This is a genomic window from Pigmentiphaga daeguensis (assembly GCF_039523035.1).
In the GTDB taxonomy this organism is placed as follows: Bacteria; Pseudomonadota; Gammaproteobacteria; order Burkholderiales; family Burkholderiaceae_B; genus Pigmentiphaga; species Pigmentiphaga daeguensis.
In genome coordinates, this window is sequence record NZ_BAAAEN010000026.1 from 1 (window position 1) to 21343 (window position 21343).

At 69.1% G+C, this 21343-nt stretch carries 23 protein-coding genes and 2 pseudogenes; 12 read left to right on the forward strand and 13 right to left on the reverse strand.

Going from position 1 to position 21343, the window contains the following annotated elements:
• Window positions 1–97: 97 nt before the first annotated feature.
• Window positions 98–1168: pseudogene (locus ABD104_RS24590) on the reverse strand (MFS transporter); the annotation flags it as partial.
• A 9-nt stretch (window positions 1169–1177) separates the two neighbouring features.
• The gene (locus tag ABD104_RS24595; protein WP_132979756.1) at window positions 1178–1918 is read right to left on the reverse strand and encodes a 3-oxoacyl-ACP reductase family protein; all 741 of its coding nucleotides are present in this window, start codon (window positions 1916–1918) and stop codon (window positions 1178–1180) included.
• Window positions 1919–2017: 99 nt separating this feature from the next.
• On the opposite strand from ABD104_RS24595, the gene ABD104_RS24600 reads away from it, so the two are divergent.
• Window positions 2018–2611 carry a TetR/AcrR family transcriptional regulator gene (locus ABD104_RS24600; RefSeq protein ID WP_087838473.1) on the forward strand — a complete coding sequence of 198 codons (594 nt, stop codon included), beginning with the start codon at window positions 2018–2020 and terminating at the stop codon, window positions 2609–2611.
• A 35-nt stretch (window positions 2612–2646) separates the two neighbouring features.
• Here ABD104_RS24600 and ABD104_RS24605 read toward each other — a convergent pair whose 3' ends face one another.
• Window positions 2647–2829, reverse strand: coding sequence for a hypothetical protein (locus ABD104_RS24605; RefSeq protein WP_165963131.1), 183 nt, complete (start codon window positions 2827–2829; stop codon window positions 2647–2649).
• A gap of 58 nt (window positions 2830–2887) precedes the next feature.
• On the opposite strand from ABD104_RS24605, the gene ABD104_RS24610 reads away from it, so the two are divergent.
• Window positions 2888–3061: a hypothetical protein gene (locus tag ABD104_RS24610; RefSeq protein WP_243724512.1), complete on the forward strand. Its 174-nt coding sequence runs from the start codon at window positions 2888–2890 to the stop codon at window positions 3059–3061.
• A gap of 19 nt (window positions 3062–3080) precedes the next feature.
• Here the strand turns inward: ABD104_RS24610 and ABD104_RS24615 are convergent, their stop codons facing one another.
• A complete protein-coding gene (locus ABD104_RS24615; protein WP_087838472.1) occupies window positions 3081–3548 on the reverse strand; it encodes a nucleoside deaminase in 468 nt (155 codons plus the stop codon).
• Window positions 3549–3667: 119 nt separating this feature from the next.
• Here ABD104_RS24615 and cynR point away from each other — a divergent pair, with 119 nt between their 5' ends.
• From cynR to ABD104_RS24630, 3 genes are all read left to right on the forward strand, one after another.
• Window positions 3668–4570 (forward strand): transcriptional regulator CynR, encoded by a 903-nt coding sequence (cynR, locus tag ABD104_RS24620; RefSeq protein ID WP_087838471.1) that lies wholly within the window; start codon window positions 3668–3670, stop codon window positions 4568–4570.
• A gap of 90 nt (window positions 4571–4660) precedes the next feature.
• Window positions 4661–5257: a PadR family transcriptional regulator gene (locus ABD104_RS24625; RefSeq protein ID WP_087838470.1), complete on the forward strand. Its 597-nt coding sequence runs from the start codon at window positions 4661–4663 to the stop codon at window positions 5255–5257.
• 1 nt (window position 5258) lies between these two features.
• Window positions 5259–5693, forward strand: a complete 435-nt coding sequence (locus ABD104_RS24630) for a Fur family transcriptional regulator (protein ID WP_343928386.1) — start codon at window positions 5259–5261, stop codon at window positions 5691–5693.
• A 3-nt stretch (window positions 5694–5696) separates the two neighbouring features.
• Here ABD104_RS24630 and ABD104_RS24635 read toward each other — a convergent pair whose 3' ends face one another.
• Window positions 5697–6620 (reverse strand): Bug family tripartite tricarboxylate transporter substrate binding protein, encoded by a 924-nt coding sequence (locus ABD104_RS24635; protein WP_132979759.1) that lies wholly within the window; start codon window positions 6618–6620, stop codon window positions 5697–5699.
• A gap of 165 nt (window positions 6621–6785) precedes the next feature.
• On the opposite strand from ABD104_RS24635, the gene ABD104_RS24640 reads away from it, so the two are divergent.
• On the forward strand, window positions 6786–7613 hold the full coding sequence (locus tag ABD104_RS24640) for a LysR family transcriptional regulator (RefSeq protein ID WP_343928387.1): 828 nt from the start codon (window positions 6786–6788) through the stop codon (window positions 7611–7613).
• Window positions 7614–7639: 26 nt separating this feature from the next.
• Here ABD104_RS24640 and ABD104_RS24645 read toward each other — a convergent pair.
• From ABD104_RS24645 to ABD104_RS24665, 5 genes and pseudogenes are all read right to left on the reverse strand, one after another.
• A pseudogene (locus tag ABD104_RS24645) lies at window positions 7640–8068 on the reverse strand (tripartite tricarboxylate transporter substrate-binding protein); the annotation flags it as partial.
• Between the two features lie 35 nt (window positions 8069–8103).
• Window positions 8104–9807 (reverse strand): thiamine pyrophosphate-requiring protein, encoded by a 1704-nt coding sequence (locus ABD104_RS24650; RefSeq protein ID WP_343928388.1) that lies wholly within the window; start codon window positions 9805–9807, stop codon window positions 8104–8106.
• Window positions 9808–9840: 33 nt separating this feature from the next.
• Window positions 9841–10836 carry a DODA-type extradiol aromatic ring-opening family dioxygenase gene (locus ABD104_RS24655; protein ID WP_343928389.1) on the reverse strand — a complete coding sequence of 332 codons (996 nt, stop codon included), beginning with the start codon at window positions 10834–10836 and terminating at the stop codon, window positions 9841–9843.
• Between the two features lie 114 nt (window positions 10837–10950).
• Window positions 10951–11397: a MarR family winged helix-turn-helix transcriptional regulator gene (locus ABD104_RS24660; protein WP_132979763.1), complete on the reverse strand. Its 447-nt coding sequence runs from the start codon at window positions 11395–11397 to the stop codon at window positions 10951–10953.
• Window positions 11394–12992 (reverse strand): MDR family MFS transporter, encoded by a 1599-nt coding sequence (locus ABD104_RS24665; protein WP_132979764.1) that lies wholly within the window; start codon window positions 12990–12992, stop codon window positions 11394–11396. The genes ABD104_RS24660 and ABD104_RS24665 overlap by 4 nt, the downstream gene beginning before the upstream one ends.
• 148 nt (window positions 12993–13140) lie before the next feature.
• On the opposite strand from ABD104_RS24665, the gene ABD104_RS24670 reads away from it, so the two are divergent.
• From ABD104_RS24670 to ABD104_RS24680, 3 genes are all read left to right on the forward strand, one after another.
• Complete coding sequence (locus ABD104_RS24670; RefSeq protein WP_087838466.1) at window positions 13141–13929, forward strand: EcsC family protein; 789 nt, start codon at window positions 13141–13143, stop codon at window positions 13927–13929.
• 136 nt (window positions 13930–14065) lie between these two features.
• Window positions 14066–14680 (forward strand): DUF937 domain-containing protein, encoded by a 615-nt coding sequence (locus ABD104_RS24675; RefSeq protein WP_087838465.1) that lies wholly within the window; start codon window positions 14066–14068, stop codon window positions 14678–14680.
• Window position 14681: 1 nt separating this feature from the next.
• Entirely contained in the window at window positions 14682–15362 is a 681-nt protein-coding gene (locus ABD104_RS24680) for an isochorismatase family protein (protein ID WP_087838464.1), read from the forward strand.
• On the opposite strand, the gene ABD104_RS24685 is transcribed toward ABD104_RS24680, so the two are convergent.
• Entirely contained in the window at window positions 15334–16113 is a 780-nt protein-coding gene (locus tag ABD104_RS24685) for a phosphatase PAP2 family protein (RefSeq protein WP_165963149.1), read from the reverse strand. The genes ABD104_RS24680 and ABD104_RS24685 overlap by 29 nt on opposite strands.
• Window positions 16114–16252: 139 nt before the next feature.
• On the opposite strand from ABD104_RS24685, the gene ABD104_RS24690 reads away from it, so the two are divergent.
• Complete coding sequence (locus tag ABD104_RS24690; protein WP_343928390.1) at window positions 16253–17212, forward strand: Bug family tripartite tricarboxylate transporter substrate binding protein; 960 nt, start codon at window positions 16253–16255, stop codon at window positions 17210–17212.
• A 60-nt stretch (window positions 17213–17272) separates the two neighbouring features.
• Here the strand turns inward: ABD104_RS24690 and ABD104_RS24695 are convergent, their stop codons facing one another.
• Entirely contained in the window at window positions 17273–18583 is a 1311-nt protein-coding gene (locus ABD104_RS24695; RefSeq protein WP_132979769.1) for a YfaP family protein, read from the reverse strand.
• Window positions 18576–19082, reverse strand: a complete 507-nt coding sequence (locus ABD104_RS24700; protein WP_132979770.1) for a hypothetical protein — start codon at window positions 19080–19082, stop codon at window positions 18576–18578. The genes ABD104_RS24695 and ABD104_RS24700 overlap by 8 nt, the downstream gene beginning before the upstream one ends.
• Before the next feature lie 224 nt (window positions 19083–19306).
• On the opposite strand from ABD104_RS24700, the gene ABD104_RS24705 reads away from it, so the two are divergent.
• Window positions 19307–20335, forward strand: coding sequence for a porin (locus ABD104_RS24705; RefSeq protein WP_176400705.1), 1029 nt, complete (start codon window positions 19307–19309; stop codon window positions 20333–20335).
• Window positions 20336–20412: 77 nt separating this feature from the next.
• Window positions 20413–21342 carry a DUF808 domain-containing protein gene (locus ABD104_RS24710; RefSeq protein WP_087838458.1) on the forward strand — a complete coding sequence of 310 codons (930 nt, stop codon included), beginning with the start codon at window positions 20413–20415 and terminating at the stop codon, window positions 21340–21342.
• Window position 21343: the final 1 nt, after the last annotated feature.

Genomic DNA, 21343 nt, shown 5'->3' on the forward strand with positions numbered 1-21343 from the left:
ATCTGGCTATCCGTGAACTTCGATCGCTTCATCTGTAGAACTCCCTGTTCGAGAAAATTCTACTTCTGACTCCCAGGCTTTACAGGGGGCATTACCCCGCCAGCGCCACCGCTTCGCCGGCCAGCCGCATGGTCGAGAAGATGCCGGTCGCCATGCCGGCGCGTTCCTTGGGCACGACGCTGACCGAAAGGTCATCCATCAAGCCCCATGGCAAGCCCGTGCCGATACCTATCAGCAGCATCGGCCAGATGATGGCCATCGATTGCTGCCCCACCGGCATCGTGGCCAGCCAGGCCAGGCCCGCCGCGGCTATCACCAGGCCTCCGGCCGAGAGGGCGCCGGCGGGATACCTGCGCGCCAGCAGCCCGGCCAGGAAGGGGACGATGGCCATGGGCAGCGAGAGCGGAATCATCATCATGCCGGCCTTCAGTTCGGAGTAGCCCTCCACGCCGATGAAGCCTATCGGGAGCAGTATCAGCAGGACGACATAGCACACGGCGGTCGCCAGGGGCAGCAGTTGCACGCCCACGAAGCGCGGATAGCGGAACAGCGAGAGGTCGAGCATCGGGCGGGCCCGCTTCAGTTCGATGGCGACGAAGGCCGCCAGCATGGCGAGCGCCGCGCCCAGCAGCGCGAGCGTGGCCGTGCCGGTCCAGCCGTACTGCGGACCGGTGACGATACCGAAGATCAGCAGGGACAAGGCGACGGTGAAGGTCAGGGTGCCCCAGCCGTCCATGCCTCGCGCGTCGGGATCGCGCGTCTCGCGCATGCGCGGCACGCCGAACAGCAGCACCAGCGCGCCGATGACGGCTCCCGTCAGGAAGATGGACCGCCAGCCGAAGTGTTCGATGAGCAGGCCCGACCAGATGGGGCCGAAGGCCAGGCCGACGCCGAACGTGGTGCCGAGCAGGCTGAAGGCCCGCGTGCGGGCGGGGCCCTCGAACTCTTGCGCCAGCGTGCCGGCCGCCAGCACGAAGCTGCCGAACGCGAGCACGAAGGCGTTCACCACCCACGCCAGCGCGACCGGGCTGCCGCCCAGGTCGCGCGCGATGGCGGGCGTCGCCACCGCGGGGCCCGTGAAGCTCAGGGGCATCATGAGTCCGGCCAGGCACACCGCGGCCAGCACGATGGTCTTGTCGGTATGCGCGGCCTTCATGTTCGCGTCCATGCCCTTGCCTCAGATGTTGTAGCCGCCGTCGATCGTGAGCGCGGTGCCGGTGACGAATCGGCTTTCCGCGCTCGCCAGGTAGGCCACCAGTCCGGCCACGTCCTCGCCCTCGCCGTAGTGCCCCAGCGCCATCAGCGCGCGCAGGCTGTCCGCGCGTTCGCCGTCGGCCGGATTCATGTCGGTGTCGATCGGGCCGGGCTGCACCAGGTTCACCGTGATGCCGCGCGGACCCAGGTCGCGCGCCATGCCCTTGGTCAGGCCGATCAGCGCGGACTTGCTCATGGCGTAAAGCGTCGAGCCCGGGGCCGGCACGCGATCGGCATTGCAACTGCCGATCGTGATGATGCGGCCGCCTTGCCCCATGCGCGCCGCCGCGGCCTGGGCGCCGGTGAAGGCCGCGCGCACGTTCACCGCCATCACGCGGTCGAATTCCTCGATGGTGAAATCCTCCAGCGCCTTCCAGTAGCCGATGCCGGCGTTGCTGACCAGGATGTCGAGCCGGCCGAATTCCTCCACCACGCGCGCCACCGCCTGCGCGGGGGCATGGGGTTCGGCGCTGTCGCTGCGCAGGGCCACGGCGCGGCGGCCGGTCTCGCGCAGCGCGCCGGCCACCGTCTCGGCCTTGTCCGGCGAACTGGCGTAGGTGATCGCCACGTCCGCGCCCTCGCGCGCCAGGCGCAGCGCGATGGCCGCGCCTATGCCACGGCTCGCGCCGGTTACCAAGGCCACTTTTCCTGACAATCGGGACATGCTGTGCTCCATTTTCGTAATGATCGTTATAAAATGATCCACGACCTCTTCGCGGAGCGTCAAGAATTTTTATATTGATCGTTACAAAAAAGGTGAAATATGGCTGAACGGGGACGCCCGCGCGGTTTCGACCGCGACGCAGCCTTGCAGCGGGCCATGGAGGTTTTTTGGGAGCGTGGCTATGAGGGCACGTCGCTGTCGGATCTGACGACGGCGATGGGCATCAACGCGCCCAGCCTGTACGGGGCCTTCGGCGGCAAGGAAGCGCTGTTCCGCGAGGCCGTGGAACGCTACCGCCACACCGACGGCGGGATGACCGACGTGGCGCTGCGCGAGGGCAGGACCGCGCGCGAGGCGGTCGAAGGCATGTTGATGGCCGCGGCGAAGGCGTTGACGCTGCCGGGCAGGCCCAAGGGGTGTTTCGTGGTGCTGGGGGCGACCAATTGCACGCCCGCCAACCAAGGCATGGCGGCCTTCCTGCGAACCCACAGGCTGGCCTCGATCCAGCGTGTGCGCGAGCGCCTGGAGCAGGGGGTGGCCGACGGGGAACTGTCGCCGGCGGCCGACCTGGATACCCTTGCCCGGTATTTCACGACGGTCGTGCAGGGGATGTCGCTGCAGGCCAGGGACGGCGCCAAGCGTGCGGAACTGGAGCGGGTGGCCAGCGCGGCGATGGCGATCTGGCCCAGCTAGGAGGTGGGCTTCCCCGGAAAGGGAAGCCTGGTCCCCTACGCCAGCTCGTACCCGTGCCGCGACAGCGGCAACGAGCGGAGGCGTTCCCCCGTCGCGGCGAACAGCGCGTTGGCCAGCGCCGGCGCCAGGCGCTCGGCGATCTCGCCGCAGACCTGGGTGAGGCCCCAGAGCTCGGCCTTGCCGCCGCGCACGTCGGCCGTGGCATTCATGGGCTCCATCGTGGCGTGCGCCAGGCCTGCATCAGCGTGTCGCCGTCGGGCGGCGGCGGGACGGCTGGTGCGTCCGCTGGCTGCGTGTTTTCCGGCCAGCGTCAATTGCTACATCGTCTGGCGCGGGGACAATCCCAAGCAGGAACTGATACGCCGCTTCGCCCGGTGGCTGCGCAACGCGGCGCTTCCTCCCGGCGCGCCGCTCCCGTCCGATCGCGGCGTGTTCCCGGACCAGGCCTGACGGCCCGGCGCGATATCCGTCAGGCGCGCTCGCTGATCGCGGCGCGCCACGATTCATACAACTGCGGCGCGGGCGAGATCGGATAGTGGACGATGTGGATGGACTGCTCGGACAGGGGCAGGGCCAACTCGCGGTACACGGGCGCGGACGACAGTCCATAGGGTTCGGCGTCGTCGTTCGAGTAGGCGTAGAAGACCTCGCGCATGCCGGTCATGTGGATCGCCGCCAGACACATCGGGCAAGGCTGCGCGCTGGCATACACCACGCACCCGTCCAGCCGCGGCGAGCCCAGCGCGCGGCAGGCCGCGCGGATGGCCGACAGCTCGGCATGGGCGGTGGGGTCGGCGCACGACAGTATCTGGTTGACGCCGGTGCCGATGACCGAACCGTTCCTGACGATGACCGCGCCGAAGGGACGGCCGCCGCATTCCGCGTTCTTGCGGGCGAGATCGACCGCCATGCGCAGGAAATGCTCGGGCATGTTCATGTTGTTGTCTCCCTATGAGGACGGACCGGTGGCAGGACATCGATCTTACGTGACGCCATCAATAAGGTAAAAGACGGATTTATTATCTTTTCGATAATTTTCTCTTATAAGGTTTGTCCATGCTGCTCCGACCCATCCATTACTTCCTGGCCGTGGCCGAGCACCGCAGCTTCACGCGTGCCGCCGCGGCGCTGCATGTCTCGCAGCCGGCGCTGTCGCAGCAGATACGGCAGCTGGAAGAGATGCTGGAGGCGCAACTGTTCGACCGCACGGGGCGCGCGACGCGCCTCACGGATGCGGGCCACGTCTATTTCAAGCATGCCCGCAAGGCCCTGCAGGACCTGGAAGAAGGCCGGCGCGCGATCCACGACGTGGGCGACCTGAGCCGGGGATCGCTGCGCCTGGCGGTCACGCCCACCTTCGCCTCGTATCTGGTCGGGCCGCTGGTCGAGCGCTTCCACGCCCGCCACCCCAACGTCTCGCTGATCCTGCGCGAGATGCCGCAGGAGCGCATCGAGGCGTTGTTGGCGGACGACGAGTACGACGTGGGCATAGGATTCGAGGAAGTGCGCTCGCCCGAGATCGCATCGCAGCGGCTGCTGGTGGAGACGCTGGCGCTGGTGGTCGGCAGCCGGCATCCCCTGGCCGGAAGGCGGCGGATGGCGCTGAAGGCGCTGGACGCCGAATCCCTGGTGCTGTTGACCGCCGAGTTCGCGACGCGCGAGCAGATCGACCGCTATTGCCGCCGGCACGGCCTGCGTCCCCGTGTCCTGATGGAGGCCAACTCGCTGGGCGCGGTCATCGAGATCGTGCGGCGCACTTCGCTGTCGACCTTGCTGCCGGCCACCATCGCCAGCGGCCGGGACGGCCTCGCCTCCATAGCGCTCACGCCGTCGCTGCTGGAAAGAACCGCGGTGCTGATGCAAAGGCGCGGCGCCTACCAGACGGCGGCGGCGCGCGAATTCGTCCGGCTCGCGCTGGAACACGGTGATGAAGGCGGGGGCGGGCGCAAGCGTGGCTAGACGGCCTCATGGGGGCTTGCATATCGAAAAGAACGCCTATACGATACACAAAAACGATATATCGTTTAACTGTATCGAAGGAGTATTCTCATGTTTCACCCTCATAGAATGTGGGCCGCCTGGCCCGCGTGGATGGCGGGCCGGGGCGGCCATCGCGGCCGCGACCCGTTCGACATGGATGGCCGCGGCCGCGGTGGTTTCGGCGATGGCGGCCGCGGTTTCGGCCGGGCCGGACGCGTCTTCGGGCCGGGCGACCTGAGGCTGGTGCTGCTGGCGCTGATCGCCGAACGTCCCAGCTCGGGCTATGAATTGATCAAGGAACTCGAACAGCGCTTCGGCGGCGTCTACGCGCCCAGCCCCGGCTCGGTCTACCCGACCCTGACGCTGCTGGAAGAGCAGGGACACATCCGCGCCGCCGGCATGGAAGGCGCCAAGCGGTCGTTCGAGATCACCGGAGAAGGCCGCGCCTTCCTGCAGGAAAACCGGCCCATGGTCGACGCGGTGCTGAACCGCATGAACATCACCGCCCAGTCGATGTCCGGCCGCGCCATGCCGGGCTCGGTGCACCAGGCCATGCACACGCTGCGCGCGGCGCTGGCCTTCCATTCGCGCGGCTGGGACGAGGCCGAGACGCGGCGCGTGCTGGACGTCCTGGAGAAGGCCGCCCGGGACATCAGCGGGGGTTAGGATGAAGCCCACCCTGGCGCCACGAAGCCCGGTCGCGTCACGGCCGCCTGCGCTGGCCGGGATGCGGGCCACCAAGGGCCGGCAGGCGGTGCTTGCCGCGCTGGACGAGGCCTCCGACCACCCCACGGCGGAAGACCTGCTGATGCGCGCCCGCAAGACGGATCCGGCCCTGAGCCTGTCTTCCGTCTATCGCATCCTGAAGGAATTCCACGATCGCGGCATGGTCCGCCGCCACGTGTTCACCCAGGGGCGGGCCGTCTGGGAACTGGCGCAGCGCGCCCTGCACGCGCACTTGATCGATGTCCATACGGGCGAGATCGTCGAGCTGCCCGAGGCCGATCTGGTGCGCATGTACGAGGCGGCGGCCGAGACGCTCGGCTACCGCCTGCGGGATGTCAGGCTGGAACTGTACGGCGAGCGCATCGACCGCGGCTAGGGCCTATTCCGGCCGTATCTGCATTTTTCGAAGCACCTCGCCCCACATCCGGTGTTCGGCGGCGGCCTTGCGGCGCAGGTCGTCGACGGTGCCCGGCGTGGGCACGACGCCGTGGCGAGCCAGGGCGCCACCCACCTCGGCCTGGCCGATGGCCTCGTTCAGCAGGGCGTTGTAGCGCGCCAGCGCATCGGGCGGCGTGCCGCGCGGCGCCCACAAGGCAAACCAGGGTTCGACGTCGAACCCCGCCAGCCCCTGGTCGTGCAGCGAGGAAATGTCCGGGTACAGCGGAAAGGGCGTCCTGCTGGTGGCGCCCAGGATGCGCAGGTCGCCGCTACGCGCGTGGTCGGCGGCGATCTGTATGGGCACGATCATGGTACGGATTTCGCCGCGCAGCAGGTCCGCCATCGCCCCGGCCGAACCCTTGTAGAACACGGGGCTCAGCCGGATGCCCGCCATGGCCTGGATCATGGCCATGCACAGATGATGATGGGTGGCCAGGCCCGGCGCCGCGTATTCCATGCCGGGGTGCTCGGCGGCGTAGGCCAGGAAGTCGCGCACGTTTTCGACCGGTACGCTCCGGTGCACCACCAGCGCGTGGTTGCCATAGCCTTCGATGCCGACCGGTTCCAGGTCGGCCAGCACGTCGAACGGCAGGTTCTTGTAGAAGTAGGGCAGCGCCAGGGTGTTCGAGACGTTGTTCAGCAGCGTGAGGCCGTCGGGGGCGGACTTGGCCGCCGCGTCCATGCCGAGCATGCCCGAGGCGCCTTCGCGGTTCTCCACCAGGAAGGGGCGGCTGGCTAGCAATGCCAGCCCGGGCGCGATGGCGCGGGCCAGCAGGTCGTTGGTGGTGCCCGCGGTTTGCGGGACCAGGATCCTGGCGGGCCGGCCGGTGCCGGCGCCTTCGGCCGTCGATGCGTGCGATGCCATGGCTTGTGCGCCTGTCGAGTCATGCCCCGTCGTCGATGCGGCATCCGCGTCGGCCGGAGGGATCGTCACGTTCGCGGCTGGGGGCGGTTGCCATTATAGTGGTCGCCTATGCCCGGCACGGCGGCACCAGGATCCGCCCAAGGAACCCCATCGCAGGCACAGCCCATGCCCATGAGCCTCAGGCAGTTGAGAATCTTCGTTGCCGTTGCCAAGACTGGCAGCACCATGGGCGCGGCCTCGGAAATCGCCCTGTCCCAGTCGGCCGTCAGCGCGGCGCTGAGCGAGCTCGAAGGCCTGCTGCATACGCGTCTGTTCGACCGGGTGGGCAAGCGCCTGATCCTGAACGACAACGGTCGCGCCCTGCTGGCCGAGGCCACGGCGCTGCTGGACAACGCCCAGCAGATCGAACGCGGTTTCTTCGACAAGCGCGGGCACGCGGCGGCCACCCTCAAGCTCGGATGCAGCACCACCATCGGCAACTACGTTCTGCCGGGGTTGCTGGCGCGCTACCGGCTGCGCGCGCCGCATACGCCCATCGAGGTCACTATCGCCAACACCGCGCAGGTGTCGGCGGCCGTGGCGGCCTTCGACGTCGACATGGGTCTGATCGAAGGGCCGTGCCAGGATGCCGACATCCAGCCGATCCCCTGGCTGCTGGACGAAATGGTGATCGTATGTTCTGCACGGCATCCGCTGGCGTCCGAGTGGCACACGCGCCGCATCACCCGCGAGCAGTTGCGCGAATCGCGCTGGTTGTTGCGCGAGCGCGGTTCGGGCAGCAGGTTGGCGGTGGAGCAGGCGCTGCTGCCCTATCTGCACCAGCTCAACATGGACATCGAGCTGGGCAGCACGGAAGCGATCAAGTACACGGCCGCCGAAGGGCTGTGGCTGGCCTGCCTGTCGCGCTGCGCCGTGAAGGACATGGTGGCCGCCGGCCAGTTGAGCATACTGGACACCGATCTGCCGCCGCTGCCGTTGCCCGGCGATGCATAGGCGATCTTGCCCGGCGTCTTGCGGGCGGCGTCGAGCAGTTCGCGGAAGTTGCCGACCGGCAGGGACGGGTGGGCCACCAGCACCATGGGCGACCACACCAATTGGCTGACGGGTGCGAAATCGCGGTCGGGGTCATAGGGCAGCTTGTCGTAGAGCGCGCTGCGCAGGGTGACGTCGCGGCCGGTGACGAAGAGGGTGTAGCCGTCGGGCGCAGCGCGCGCGACGAAGTTCTCGGCTATGGTGCTGCCGCCGCCGCCCTTGTTCTCGACGATGACCTGCCAGCCTTCGTTTTCGCCCAGCTTCTGGCTGGCCAGGCGCGCCAGGATGTCGGTGAAGCCGCCGGGCGGATGCGGGACGATGAGGCGTATCGGCTGGTTCGGGTAGGCCGGTGCCTGCGCCAGCGCAGGAGCCGCGCATCCGGCGATCAGCATGGCGATCAGGGATCTCGTGAACATGGTGCTCTCCTCCTCGTCTTGTATGAAGGCGGCCTTCAATGGGTCGCCGAAAGGGACGTACGGACCTCCACCAGCGCCTGCCGGCGTTCGTTGCGGATGACGTCGATCGCGCGTTCGAGCGCGCCGGCAAGCCGGGCGCCGTCCTCCACTACTTCCACGTGGGCGCGGCTGGCGGCCGCCACCATCGAATAGGACGGCGACGGTTCGAGCGACGTGAGCGGCATGACCGCTGCCCGCGCCGCATGACCGTCCCCATGTACGCCCAGCGTGGATCGGCGCACGGCGTTCCACATGCCGTTGTTCTTGACGATGGTCAGGATGGGCAGCGCCTGCGCCTCGGCGATCTGGTGGCAGGCGACGGGGTTGGCGAACACGTAGGAGCCGTCGCCCACGCACGCCACCACGAGCCGGTCGCGGTCGGCGAGCTGCGCGCCCAGGGCGGCAGGCACGCCCCAGCCCAGCGCGCCGGAATAAGGCGTGAAGAAATAGCGGTTGGGGCCCTTGAGGTCCATGTAGTCCGGCACGGTGCCGAGTTCGCTGAAGCAGAGGCCGTCGTCGCCAAGCACGTCGGACACGCAGGCGGAAATGTAGGCGCCCGAGACGGGCTTGCCGCCGCCGCGCAAGGCCTCCTCGCGCGCGTGCCGCCGGCGCTGTTCGGACAGTTGCGCGTAGTGCGCGCGGCGCCGCTCGACATCGCCCGTCGGTGGCGGCAGGGCCGCCAACAGGGCATCCAGCCCGGCGGCGGTATCGCAGCAGATCGCGAGATCGGTCTGGAAACTGCGCACGGGCTGCCGTCCCACCAGCGGATCGGGGCCCAGGTGCGCGATCCGCTTGCCGGGGCCCGGACGATGCAGCCGCTCCACCCAGGGCGTGGACGCGTCGACGACCAGGATGACGTCGGCCGCCTCGAACTGGTCGCCAGCCGAATGGCCCAGCATCATGGGATGGGACGAGGGCATGACGTTGCGTACCGGCATGATCTCGATAACGGGAATGGCGTGGGCCTGAGCCAGCCGGGCCAGTGATGTTCCCACCTTGCCGGCCGGATCGCCGCGTTCGGCCACGATCAGCGGATGGCGGGCCCGCGCCAGCCATTGCGCGAGTTCGTCGATGGCGGCCGGATCCGGGTAAGGGGCCGAGGGACGGGCTACCGGGAACGGTTCGAAGCGCACGCCCGGCGGCAGGGGGGCGAGCAGCGGTTCGCGCGGGAAGCCCAGGAAAACCGGTCCGCGCGGTTCCGCCATTGCCAGCGCGGCCGCCCGTGACACCAATCTGCATGCCTGTTCGGGATAACGCAGCTCGTATTCCCACTTGACCAGTTCGCGCACCATGGCGTGCTGGTCATACAGCTCCTGCCCGTACTGCACGGGGGTCAGCCGCGCGCCGTCGCGTCCATGCTCGGTCAGCGGCGTGCGCCCGGCCAGCAGGAACACCGGCACGTTGTCGCTGTGGGCGTTCAGCAGGCCGCACAGCGCATTGGCCATGCCCACGTTCACGTGGACCATCACGGCCTGCATGCGGCCGCTGGCCAGGTAATGGCCGTGCGCCATTCCCATGGTCACGGTCTCGTGCATGCAGGTGATGGGCTCGGGCATGGCGTCTCCCAGCCGGGGGTTGGCCAGAGCCTCGATGATGAGGGCGAAGTCGTTGCCGGCATTGGCGAACAGGTAATCGATGCCGCTGGCCTTCAAGGCCATCAGCAGGGCTTCGGCCGCCGTCGTGTTCTGCTCGATCCGCATGCTGGCTCCTGTCGGGTGGGGTGGCCCGTGGTGTCAATCCTGTTTCCAGACCGCGAAGGCCATGCCGCATCCCGTTCCCGCGGGGGTCCGATAACAGGGTTCGTAGGCCTGCCAGGCGAAGCGCAGGTGTTCGGCCGCGCCCGCCGTGGTGATCCAGTTACGGATTTCGGACGAGCCCGAGTTCAGGCGAGCCGGATCGATGCTGGTCAGCGCGGCCGCGTCTTTCTCGGCACAAGCGCGCAACACCAGGCGGTCCAGATCCTCGTCCACCGTGAAATGGCTCAATCCTCCCGAGGCGACGATGCCGACGCGGGCCGGCGTGTCCCAGCTTTCGACCGCGCGCGCGATGGCACGGCCCAGTTCATAGCACCGGCGCGGCCGGGGCTGGTTGGGCGGGTAATAAGTGTTCAGCGAAACCGGCAGCATGGGGATAGGCCGCGCCGGCATCAGGCGCCGGTGCACGAAACCGAAGGCGTGTCCCTCGCCATGGGCCTTGGCCAGGTGGCGAGACGTGCTGACGTCGAAGTTCTCGTCCATCAGCGAGCCGATGAGATGCCGGCCCAATTCGTGTGCGACGGGATACTCGCGCGGCGTTTCGTCTTCGTGGTATTGGGACCGCGCGCGGCGCCAGAATGGCGGCGCATCCGCCGGCATGGACAGCGGCCGGTTGGCGATCGTCTGCCCCCAGTAGACCAGGATGGCGGGCAGGTTCTCTTCGCCGTATTGTTCGTTCTGATCGTCGCCGATCACGATCAGCGCGTCCAGCGCAGCGGCGTCGATCGTGCCGGCCAGGTGGCGGATGTGGGCGTCGCAGGCGGCGGCCTTGCGCGTCAGCTCGTCCGGCTCGAGCGCCCGGGCCAGGCTGTCGCCGCGGCGCGCCAGCAGCGTCTCGTAGCCGACCGGGCGTCCGTCCAGGTCCAGCAGCTTGCGGCCGCCCAGGTCGATCGCGCCATGCTTGGCGTAGTCCTCGGCGGGACTGTTGAGCATGGGGCTGTGTGAGGATCCGATACCCAGAACGATTCTTGCCATGGCCTGCGCCGCGCCTTGCTTGAGGAAGATTCGGCCAGTGTAGGGAGGCGCATCGGCATGGGATAACGGATTCTTTGTATAGGCCTTAGCAAAAAAGCAGATAGATCGGCGAAGCTAGTTGCCCGCCGGGCCCGTGGCGGCCTGCCTGAAGTTGCCCTCCAGCGCTTCCAGCGTCCGCAACAGCGCATCGAGCTCTTTCTCCGACAGGCCCTGGAGCACTTCGTCCAGAAAAGCGGCTCGCCGGGGCATGGCCTCGTCCACCACCTCCTGTCCGGCCGCCGTCAGGCTGACGTTGGTCTGGCGGTTGTCCTGGGCATCCACCTGACGGGCGATCCAGCCGAGCTGTTCCAGGGCATGGAGCAATCGAGTCAGCGATGCGGGGTCCAGCCGGCAGCGCTCGGCCAGGAGCTTCTGCGGGCAGGTGCCGTGCTCGGCCAGCGTCAGCAGGATGCGCCAGCGCGGCAGGGCGTGGCCGATGCGGCCGCTGAAGCCGGCCTGCATGGCGCGGTAGGTCTGGCCCAGGCGCTGGATGACCTGCAGGCCGCGTTGCTCGCGATTCACGGCGCCTCCTCGGGGGCGGGCCGCTTGCCTCGCTCGGGGCGCACGATCTGGATGGACGGTACGCGCCTTACCAGCCACAGTCCGACCAGGGCGATCAGCACCGCGAGGATCTGGCCGTTGTGGATGCCCGAGACCAGGGCCTGGCGCACGTGTTCGAGCAGTTCGGTGGCGTGGCCGCCATGCAGGGCGAATTGTTCGGCCAGCGTGCGCTGGGCCTGCGGGTCCACCAGGACCTGGGGATTGTGCAGCTGCGGCAGCCACTGCAGCGCGTTCTCCGATTGCAGCACGTCGGTGACGCGCCACAGGTAGCTGTGCGAGACGATGGTGCCGACGATGGCCGTGCCCAGCATGCCGCCCACCATGCGGGTCGATTGCAGCGTGGCGGTGGCGATGCCCAGGTGGGTCCGGTCCGCGGTGTGCTGGGCGAAGATCGTCAGGTTGGGCATGGTGAAGCCTATGCCTATCCCGGCCAGGAACATGTAGAACGCGAAGAGCGCGTGCGGCGTGTCGTGGTGGGTGGTGACGACCCCCAGGCAGGCCAGCGCCAGCGTGGCGAAGCCCGCATACAGCATGCGGTTGGGCTTGTCGATGTGGCTGATGATGCGGCCGTTCAGGATGCTGCCCACGGTGATGCAGGCCGCCATGGGGGTGATGAGCAGGCCCGCTTCCTGGGGCGACAGCCCGAAGCCGCCCTGCAGCAGCAGCGGCGCGTAGAACATCAGCGCGAAGATGATGAAGCCGACCAGTGTCGCCAGCACGAACAGCACCGCCAGCGCCGGGTTGCGGAACATGTCGATGGGCAGCAGCGGCTGCGGGCAGCGCTGTTCCCAGAAATACAGGCCGGCGAAGGCGGCCAGGCTGCCGGCCCCCAGGAGCAGTACCGTGGTCGAGGCGGCGCCCTTGGGCAGCAGTTCCACGACCATCTGCAGGCAACCGAGCGCCAGCGCGATCAGCAGCGCGCCGGGCCAGTCCAGTTGTATCTTGCCGGCCGTGTGATGGCGGATGCGCGGCAGGAAGCGCGCGACGAACAGGATGCCCAGCAGCCCGACCGGCAGGTTGACGTAGAACACCGAGCGCCAGCCGTACTGCTCGGTCATCACCCCGCCCAGCGAAGGGCCGATGGCGTTGGCGATGCCGAAGGCCGAGCTGACGATGATCTGCCAGCGCAGGCGCACGCGGGGCTCGGGGAACAGGTCGGGAATGCACGCGAACGCGCAGCCCACCAGCATGCCGCCGCCTATGCCTTGCAGGCCGCGCGCCACGACCAGCCACAGCATGCTGGTGGCGGCCCCGCACAGCACCGAGGCCAGCGTGAAGACGAAGATGGCCGCGATCACGAACGGCTTGCGGCCGTAGTAGTCGCCCAGCCGGCCGAAGATGGGCACGGTGATGACGGACGGCAGCAGGTAGGCGGTGGCCACCCACGCATACAGGTCGAATCCCTGCAGCTCGGCCACGATGGTGGGCAAGGCGGTACCCACCACGGTCTGGTCGATGGCGACCATCATCATGACGAAGCACATGCCGAGGACGGCCATCAGCGATTGCCTGAAGGGCAGGACCTGGCCTTCGGAATGCTGGGGAAGCGTGGACATGGGAGGATGCCAGAATCATTGATCGATCAATGATTGTAGTCCTCCCGGCGCGCAGGGACCGCGCCCGTACCTTTTTGTTTAACATGGGCCAGAACCCGCCGGCCCTCGTACCGGTCCCATGCAACCGGACGTCTTTCGAGGACTTTCCATGCCGCTTTCCGAATCCGATCTGCAGGAACTGGCGCGGGCCAGGCACCTGCTGGAGCACCCGGGCATCGCCGCGCGCATCGCGGGGATCGCCGGCAAGCCCATCGAGCGTACGCTGGCCGCGCTGCCGGACCGGGTGTCGTCGATGATCGACGAACTCGCCCGCCGTTCCATCAGCAAGGCCCTGGACGTGGCGGTCAAGACCATGGATCCGACCCGGCCGGCGGCGGCCGCCGACTGGTGGCACAAGCTGGCGGCCGGGGCCTCGGGAGCCGCAGGCGGCGCCTTCGGCATGGCGGGGCTGGCCGTGGAGCTGCCGATCTCGACCACCATCATGCTGCGCTCCATCGCCGACATCGCCCGCAGCCAGGGCGAGGACCTGAAGACGCCCGAAGCGCGGCTGGAGTGCCTGCACGTGCTGGCGCTGGGCGGTTCCTCGAAGGCCGACGACGCGACCGACGCCGGCTACTTCGCCTCCCGCGCCGCGCTGGCGCAGGCCATCGCCTCGGCCAGCCAGTACCTCGCGCAGCATGGCACGGCCAAGGGCAGCGCGCCGGTGCTGGTCCGGCTGATCTCCGAGATCGCCTCGCGCTTCTCGATCGCGGTGTCCGAGAAGGCGCTGGCGCAGGCGGTGCCGATGATAGGCGCCATCGGCGGCGGGGCGATCAACGCGTTGTTCATCGATCATTTCCAGGACATGGGGCGCGGCCACTTCACCGTGCGGCGATTGGAGCGCGTCCATGGGACCGAGGCCGTGCGCGAGGCGTACCTGGCGCTGCCGCGGCGTTGACCCTTGTGCGGGCGCCCGGCCGAAACAATCGGCCCCGCCAGACGTATCAGTCTGTTAACGCCATGCCCGCTCATGCATGGCGAGCTACGATGGCCCCTGGGCCGGCACTGCGCCGGCGTCTTCAGCGAGAATCGCCATGAACGCCTCTTCTTCCCTGTCAGACGAACTGATGTCCCAGCTGCAAGGCGCCCCCTTGCAGCAGCTCGCGCAGCAACTGGGCACGGACACCGCCCAGACCCAGCAGGCCGTGGGCGCCGCGCTGCCCCTGCTGCTGGGCGCGATGGGCAACAACGCGGCCCAGCCGCAGGGCGCGCAGGCGCTGTTCGGCGCGCTGCAGGACCACGGCGGGGGCGGCGGCCTGGAGGGCATGCTGGGGTCGCTCCTGGGGGGTGGCAGCGCGGGTGCCCAATCGGACGGAGGCGCCATCCTGGGCCACATCTTCGGCGCCGACCGGCAGCGCGCCGAGGCCGGGCTGGGCGAGGCCACCGGCCTGGGCGGCGGCAACGCCGCGAACCTGCTGAAAATGCTCGCTCCCATCGTGATGGCCTTCCTGGCGCAGCGCGTGCAGTCGGGCGGCATGTCGGCCGACAGCCTGGGCACCACGCTGGGCCAGGAGCGCGATGCCGCGCGCCAGCAGGGCGGCCTGGGCGGCGGCCTGCTGGGATCCTTGCTCGACCAGAACGGCGACGGGCAGGTGGGCCTGGACGATCTGGTCAAGATCGGCGGCAGCCTGTTGGGAGGCCGTCGCTAGCATGCACACGCTACCGATACGCCAGCATATCGTCGATCGCGTCATCGCCCGGCGCGGCCGCGTGCACTTGCACGACCGGCTCGACCCGACCAGGACCGCCCTCGTCGTCATCGACATGCAGCCGACCTTCGTCGCCCCCGGCAGCCCCGCCGAAGTCCCCGAATCCCGGTCCATCGTCGACAACATCAACGCCCTGGCCCGCATCGTGCGGCGCCGGGGCGGACTGGTCGCGTGGGTCACCCACGCGAACCTGCCGGTGGGGCAGGGATCGGACTGGTCCGGCTTCTACGACCATTTCGTGGCCGCCGACGTGCGCGCCCGCACCATCGAGGCGAACGCGCCGCGCCCGGCTTCCGAGGCGCTGTGGCAGGGCATGGCGCCCGCGCCCGGCGACGTTCATTTGGCCAAGAACCGCTACAGCGCCCTGGCCCACGGTTCGTCCGGGCTGGAGCGAGTGCTGCGCAGCGCGGGAATCACCCATCTGCTGATCGCCGGCACCAAGACCAACATCTGCTGCGAGTCCACCGGCCGCGATGCCATGATGCTGGACTTCTTCCCCATCATGGTGGCGGATTGCCTGGCGGCGCTGTCCGACGAGGAACACCGGGCGGCGCTGGAGACCTTCGTGCAGAACTTCGGCGACGTGCGCGAGGTCAGCGAGATCGAAGGCCTGATGGCCTGAGTACGCGCGAACGGTCCGTCCGCTCGCGCACGGCCACGCATGCCATCAGCCAGGCCGCGGTGACGGCGAAGGCGGCGATGACGTCGCTCAGGTAGTGCACCTGCAGCATCACGCGGCTGTAGCCGACGCTGGCGATCAGGCCGGCCGCGAACATGGCCATGGCCTGGCGCCACGCCGGCGGCGCCAGGCCAGCCAGCAAATAGGCCAGCATGCCGTACACCGCCATCGCGCCGGTGGCGTGCCCGCTGGGGAAGCTCCAGCCCAGTTCCTGCGTGAACCCGTGCAGGTGTTCGGGGCGGACCCGCTGGAAGGTGCTCTTGAGCAGCACGTTCAGCCCCGCCGCGCCCAGCGTGCCCGCCAGCCAGAGCACCGCGTCGCGCCAGCGGCGGCGCCACAGCAGCACGGCCAGCACGAGGGTGCCCAGTCCCAGCAGGAAGTCCCGGTCGCCGGCCACGGTCAGCATGGACAGGAACCGCAGCCAGGCGGGCGAGGCGCGTTCGGCCAGGGTCTCGGCCAGCACCTTGTCGAAGGCCACCAGCCGTGACTCGGTCACGACGTTGGCGGCGATGAATCCGAACACGGCGACGCCGCCCGCGATCAACCCCGCCATCACGCGCGACCGGCGCACCGGCGAGGTCCGGCTCGCGTCCAGCAGCCTCCCTACCCACAGGCCGAGCGCGCACGCGCCGGCCAGCCAGGCGAGAAAGGCAAGGCCGGCGTGGCGGCCGGCGATCAGTTCCAGGGTCGTCATCGTTCGGTCTCGTGTCCGCGCGGCATCATCACCTGCCGGCAATGGCCGCATTGCCTCGCGCCTATGGCGGGAGAGGCGTCCGCCTTCTACAGTGCAGCGATCGGGCGACCACGATACATGACAACAACGGAGACGGCACATGATCCGAGCGTTCTGGCACGGCCTGATGGCGGCCATCCTCCTGGCGCCGTTCGCCCCGGCGGCGGCAGGCTACCCGGAACGGCCGATACGGCTCATCGTTCCCTTCGTGGCGGGCGGTTCGATCGACCGCGTGGCGCGCCTGCTGGCCGAGCGCATCCAGGCCCGGGTGGGGCAGCCGGTTATCGTCGACAACCGGACCGGCGCGACCGGCAACATCGGCACCCAGGCCGTCGTGGCGGCCCCGCCGGACGGCTACACGTTGCTGATGCAGACCTCGGCGCTGGCCATCACCCCATGGCTGTCCAGGCTGCCGTTCGACGTGGGGCGCGACCTCGTGCCCGTGACCCGCATCGCGCGTACCCCCTATGCCCTGGTCGTCAGGACCTCCCTGCCGGTGGAGTCGTTCGAGGCCTTCGTGGCCTACGCGGCCGCCCATCCCGGCAAGCTGACCTGTTCCAGCTACGGCGTGGGTTCGCCGCCGCACCTGGCCTTGGAGCTGATCAAGCAGGCGGCGTCGGTCGAGATCGTCCACGCCCCGTACCGGAGCTTCTCGCAGGCCGCCCCCAGCCTGGCCTCGGGGCAACTCGATTGCGGCATCGACACCCCGACGAATGTGCAGCCCCTGGTCGACATGGGCACCGTCCGTGTGCTGGGTGTGACCTCGGCCGAGCCATTCTTCCTGTTTCCGTCCGCCCAGCCCATGGCCCGCCGCTATCCGGGCACGGAGGTCGAAGGTTTCCAGTTGCTGTTCGCCGCCAGGGGGACGCCGCAGGACGTCGTGGACCGCATCCACGCCGAGTTCGCCCGCGTGCTGCGGGATCCCGACGTGGCGAAACAGCTTCGGGGCATGGGCTTCGTGCCGGTAGGCGACGACCCGCGGTCGGCGGCGGCCGGCTTCGCCAAGGACTACGCCCGCTTCGGCCAATTGATCAGGGAGCGTGGCATCCGCGCCGAATGATCCGCCCGGCCCAAGGCCCACTCCCGGTCTGTGCGAGCCTCCTTTTAGCGTGAACAGGCCCTAGTGGACGGTTGCCGTCCAGGCCGAGCCGGATCGGGCCACGGCGACGCGCAGGAGGACGATGGGCGAGGCATCCCCCGCTTCGCCGCGCGGCGGGCCCGCATCCACCTGGACGGTGCGCGTCACGCCGTGGGCCGCGGTGGCGATCTGCAGCATCGCCTTCCTGCCGGCGGGCGCCGCGTAGTTGTTCAAGCCCACGCTGAATATGCCGGCTTGCAGGCGCTGCGGATCGCAGGTCGCGTGATAGTGTTCCGGCCCATGGCCCGCCGTGTTGTCCAGGTCTAGGGAGCCGCTGGCGCCCACGCGCGCGCCGTAGTGCACGTGGGCGCCGCCAGGTTCCAGCACGTGCAGGTCGATGTCGCCGTCGCCGTCCCAGGCCAGCGTGGCGGTGAAGAATCCCGGGCTTGCCCGGGGTTCGGCGGCCTTCAGCGCCAGCAGGCGATCGGCCATCAGCGCGCCGGCGGCGGACCGGCCGTTGCGGTCGGCGTCCAGGTAGGTCTCGATCAACTGATGGCCGGAAGGGTCCCGGGTCGACGGCGGGATCCAGAGATTGGGCGGCGGCGGGGTGCCCGGTACCACGCCGCGCAGGGCAGCGATGACCATGTCGTTGCCCGACAGCAGGTGGGGACCGCTGGCGCGGGCCGATGCGGGCGCGATGTGGACCACCGCGAGCGCCGCCGGATCGGGTTGTGCGCGATAGGCGCCGTTCAGGAAGAAGTTGCCCTGCGAATGCCCCACCAGCAGGACGCCGCGTCCCAGGGCGTGCAGCGCGCGCAAGCGCAGCCGATGGGCGGCGTAGTCGATTCCGGTGGGCGGGGCGGCGGCGAACGAGGTGGCATGCGCAAGCAGCCGCGCGTTGCGTGCCTCGGTCAGCGCGACGGCGAGGTCGCGGGCGCGAGGCAGCACGGCTGCTATCCGATGCCAGCCTTCCAGGCGGCCATCGACGATTTCCCAGAACAGCTCCCAGCGCTGGCGCACGGCATCGTCCAGTTCCGCGGCCCGCTGCGCGAAGACTTCGACCAGGTCTTCGATGCCCTCGCGCGTCCCGCGTTGCAAGCCGCTGGCGTTGTAGAACACCTCGGCGCCGATGGCGAGCGTCGCGCGTGCGGGGTGTGCGCGCAGCGCTTCGTCCAGCGCCCCGAGCAGGGCCCGCGCGCCGCTGGCTGCGGTATCGGGCGTATTCCAGACGCCGTTGAAGAAGGCCAGGGTGTGGGTATGGGCCGGACACAGATCCGCCGCGTACGCACCTGGCGCCAGCATGCCAGCCATCGCCAGCAGCGTTCGTGTCCATCGGCGCAGCATCCTATTCATCGCAGCCGTCCCCGGCGGGTAGCGACAGGATGGCGCCGTCCAGCGCCGCGGAATAATCGAGATAGGCAAGGACCCGGGCCTTGGTGTTGGCGGACATCTTGCGCATGTCGGCCACCGCGTCGGCGCCCTCGGTGCTGGAGCCGCTGCGCGCCATCACGCATGACACGGCCAGGGTGGTGCGCCACGCGGCCTCCTGCGCGGCGACGGAGTCGCCGCGGACCAGCAAGGCGTCGCGGAACGCGCGGGCCAGTTGCCTGAGCGCGTCCTGCCGCGCCGGCGCTCCGCCCTGGCGCGCGATCCAGGCGTCGATGTCGTCGCGTACGCCATTGCCGTCGGCGTCGGGCCCGCCCAGGTCCTCGGAGCGATCCAGGACGGGAAGCGCGCCCTGGCGTTCCAGGTCTTCGATGGACCGCGCCTGTAACGGAGCGGGGTCTTCCCCGCCGCAGGCGGCAAGCAGGGACAGGAGGGACACGAGCATCCCCAGGTGGCGCGGTGTCATGGCGTTTCCCAAGCGTGGCGTCCTTCGCCTGCATGGCGAGGGCGTCCCGGCCGGCACGGCGCGGGCGAGGTGCCATTAGGCCGGGATCCGGGCGTGTCCGGGGCGCGCGTGCGCATGGTCGTCCGTGGGGGCTTGTGCGTAGGCCCGGCGGCGGGCGCCTTTGCCAAGCGGCGCCGATCGCGCCACACTTGCGCCGGGTCTTGTTTTTCCAGACATGCCAGAACATGAGAAGATCGCATCGCACCTGGCTGGCCATACTGTCCGCGTCGCTGGTGCCGGCAACCGCGGCACACGCCCAGTCGTCCCTCACCCTGTACGGCGTGGTCGACGCCGGCATCTACCGCCTGGCGCGCGGCGCCACCTCCATCGGCAACATCCAGCGCAGTTATTGGGGCATCAAGGGTTCGGAGGACCTGGGCAGCGGCTATGCCGCCATGTTCCACCTCCAGTCGCGCTTCGAGATCGACACCGGCCGCCTGGAGGCCAGCGGCGGCGCGCCCCTGTTCTACGGCGAATCCACCGTGGGCGTGAAGGGGCCCTTCGGCCAGCTGCGGCTGGGACGGGCGATGACTCCCATGTGGGCGCTCGATTGGCAGTTCGACCCCTGGTACAACTTCGATCGCGTGGCTTCCATCGCCTGGCAGATCTACCATCCGGCGTACCGGACCGACCCTTATCGCAACGGGCCGGCGGGCGACTACAACCGCGCGAACAACGGCGTGTTCTACGACTCGCCGGTCGCGCGCGGCTGGTCGGTGCACCTGGCGGCCAACGGCGAGCGCAGCAAGGTGCCCGATGCCAACGGCACGGTCGAAAGCAAGCGGGGGCTGGCGGCCGGAATCAACTACGACGACGGCTCGGCGACCTTGCTGGTTTCCGCCGAACGCAACAGCGTGAACGACAAGACCTATTTCGTCGGGCTGGCCTACGGCTCGGGCCCGACGCGGGTGATGGCCTCCGCCAGCCTGACCGAGCTGACGACCGCCAGCCAGGTGTTCCTGGGCGAGGCCCGCCGGCGCCGCACCAGCGCCATGCTGGCCGCGACCCACCGCATCGGCGCGGCCACGCTCAAGATCGGCGTGGGCCGGGACTTCCAGGGCTACGGCCGCAGCGGCGCGACCGACTATGTCAGCGCCGGCGTGTCGTATGCGCTGTCCAGGCGCACGCAGGTCTACGCCGGGGTGGGCCACGGGCGGCCATCCAACGACGGCAGCCGGACCAACGTGGGCATGGGCGTGAACCACAGTTTTTGAAGACCGCGCTGTCGCTACGCGTTACAGACGTTGCGCCTCGGCGCCTCTACCATGGCAGCGACGTTCGAGGAGCCATGATGGCAGGAAGCAGCTTTTTCGCCTTGCTCGACGATATCGCGTCGGTCCTGGACGACATCTCGTTGATGACCAAGGTTGCCGCCAAGAAGACGGCGGGCGTGCTGGGCGACGATCTCGCGCTGAACGCCCAGCAGGTGACCGGCGTGTCGGTGAACCGCGAATTGCCGGTCGTGTGGGCCGTGGCCAAGGGCTCGCTGCGCAACAAGGCCATCCTGGTGCCGGCGGCGCTGATCATCAGCGCCTTCGCGCCATGGGCGATCCTGCCGCTGCTGATGGTGGGCGGCGCCTTCCTGTGCTTCGAGGGCGCCGAGAAGCTGGCGGCGAAATTCCTGCCCGCGCATGACAAGGCGGCCCGGCACGACGAACGGCGCAAGGCCCTGGAGGACCCCGGCGTGGACATGGTGGCCTTCGAGCGGGACAAGATCCGCGGCGCCGTGCGGACCGATTTCATCCTGTCCGCCGAAATCGTCGCGATCGCGCTGGGGACCGTGGCCGGGGCGGACTTCGGCACGCAGGTGGCCGTGCTGGTGGGCATCGCGCTGTTGATGACGATCGGGGTCTACGGCATCGTGGCCGGCGTGGTGAAGCTGGACGATGCCGGGGCATATCTGGGGGCGAGGCGGTCCGCGGTGGCGCGCGCGGTGGGAAGGAGCATCGTCGGCGCCGCGCCGTTCCTGATGCGCGGCCTGTCGGTCGTCGGCACGGTGGCCATGTTCGCAGTGGGCGGCTCCATCCTGACGCATGGGCTCGAAGCCGTGCACGGTGGCATCGAACGCCTGGCGCATGGGGCGGCCAGCCTGCCCGTGATCGGCGCGGTGGCGGCGGCGGTGCTGCCCGTGCTGCTCAATATCGCGTTCGGCGTGCTGGCCGGCGCGGCGATCGTGTTCGTGGTCGAACTGGCCCGCAGGCTGCTGCGCAGGCAGGGGTAGG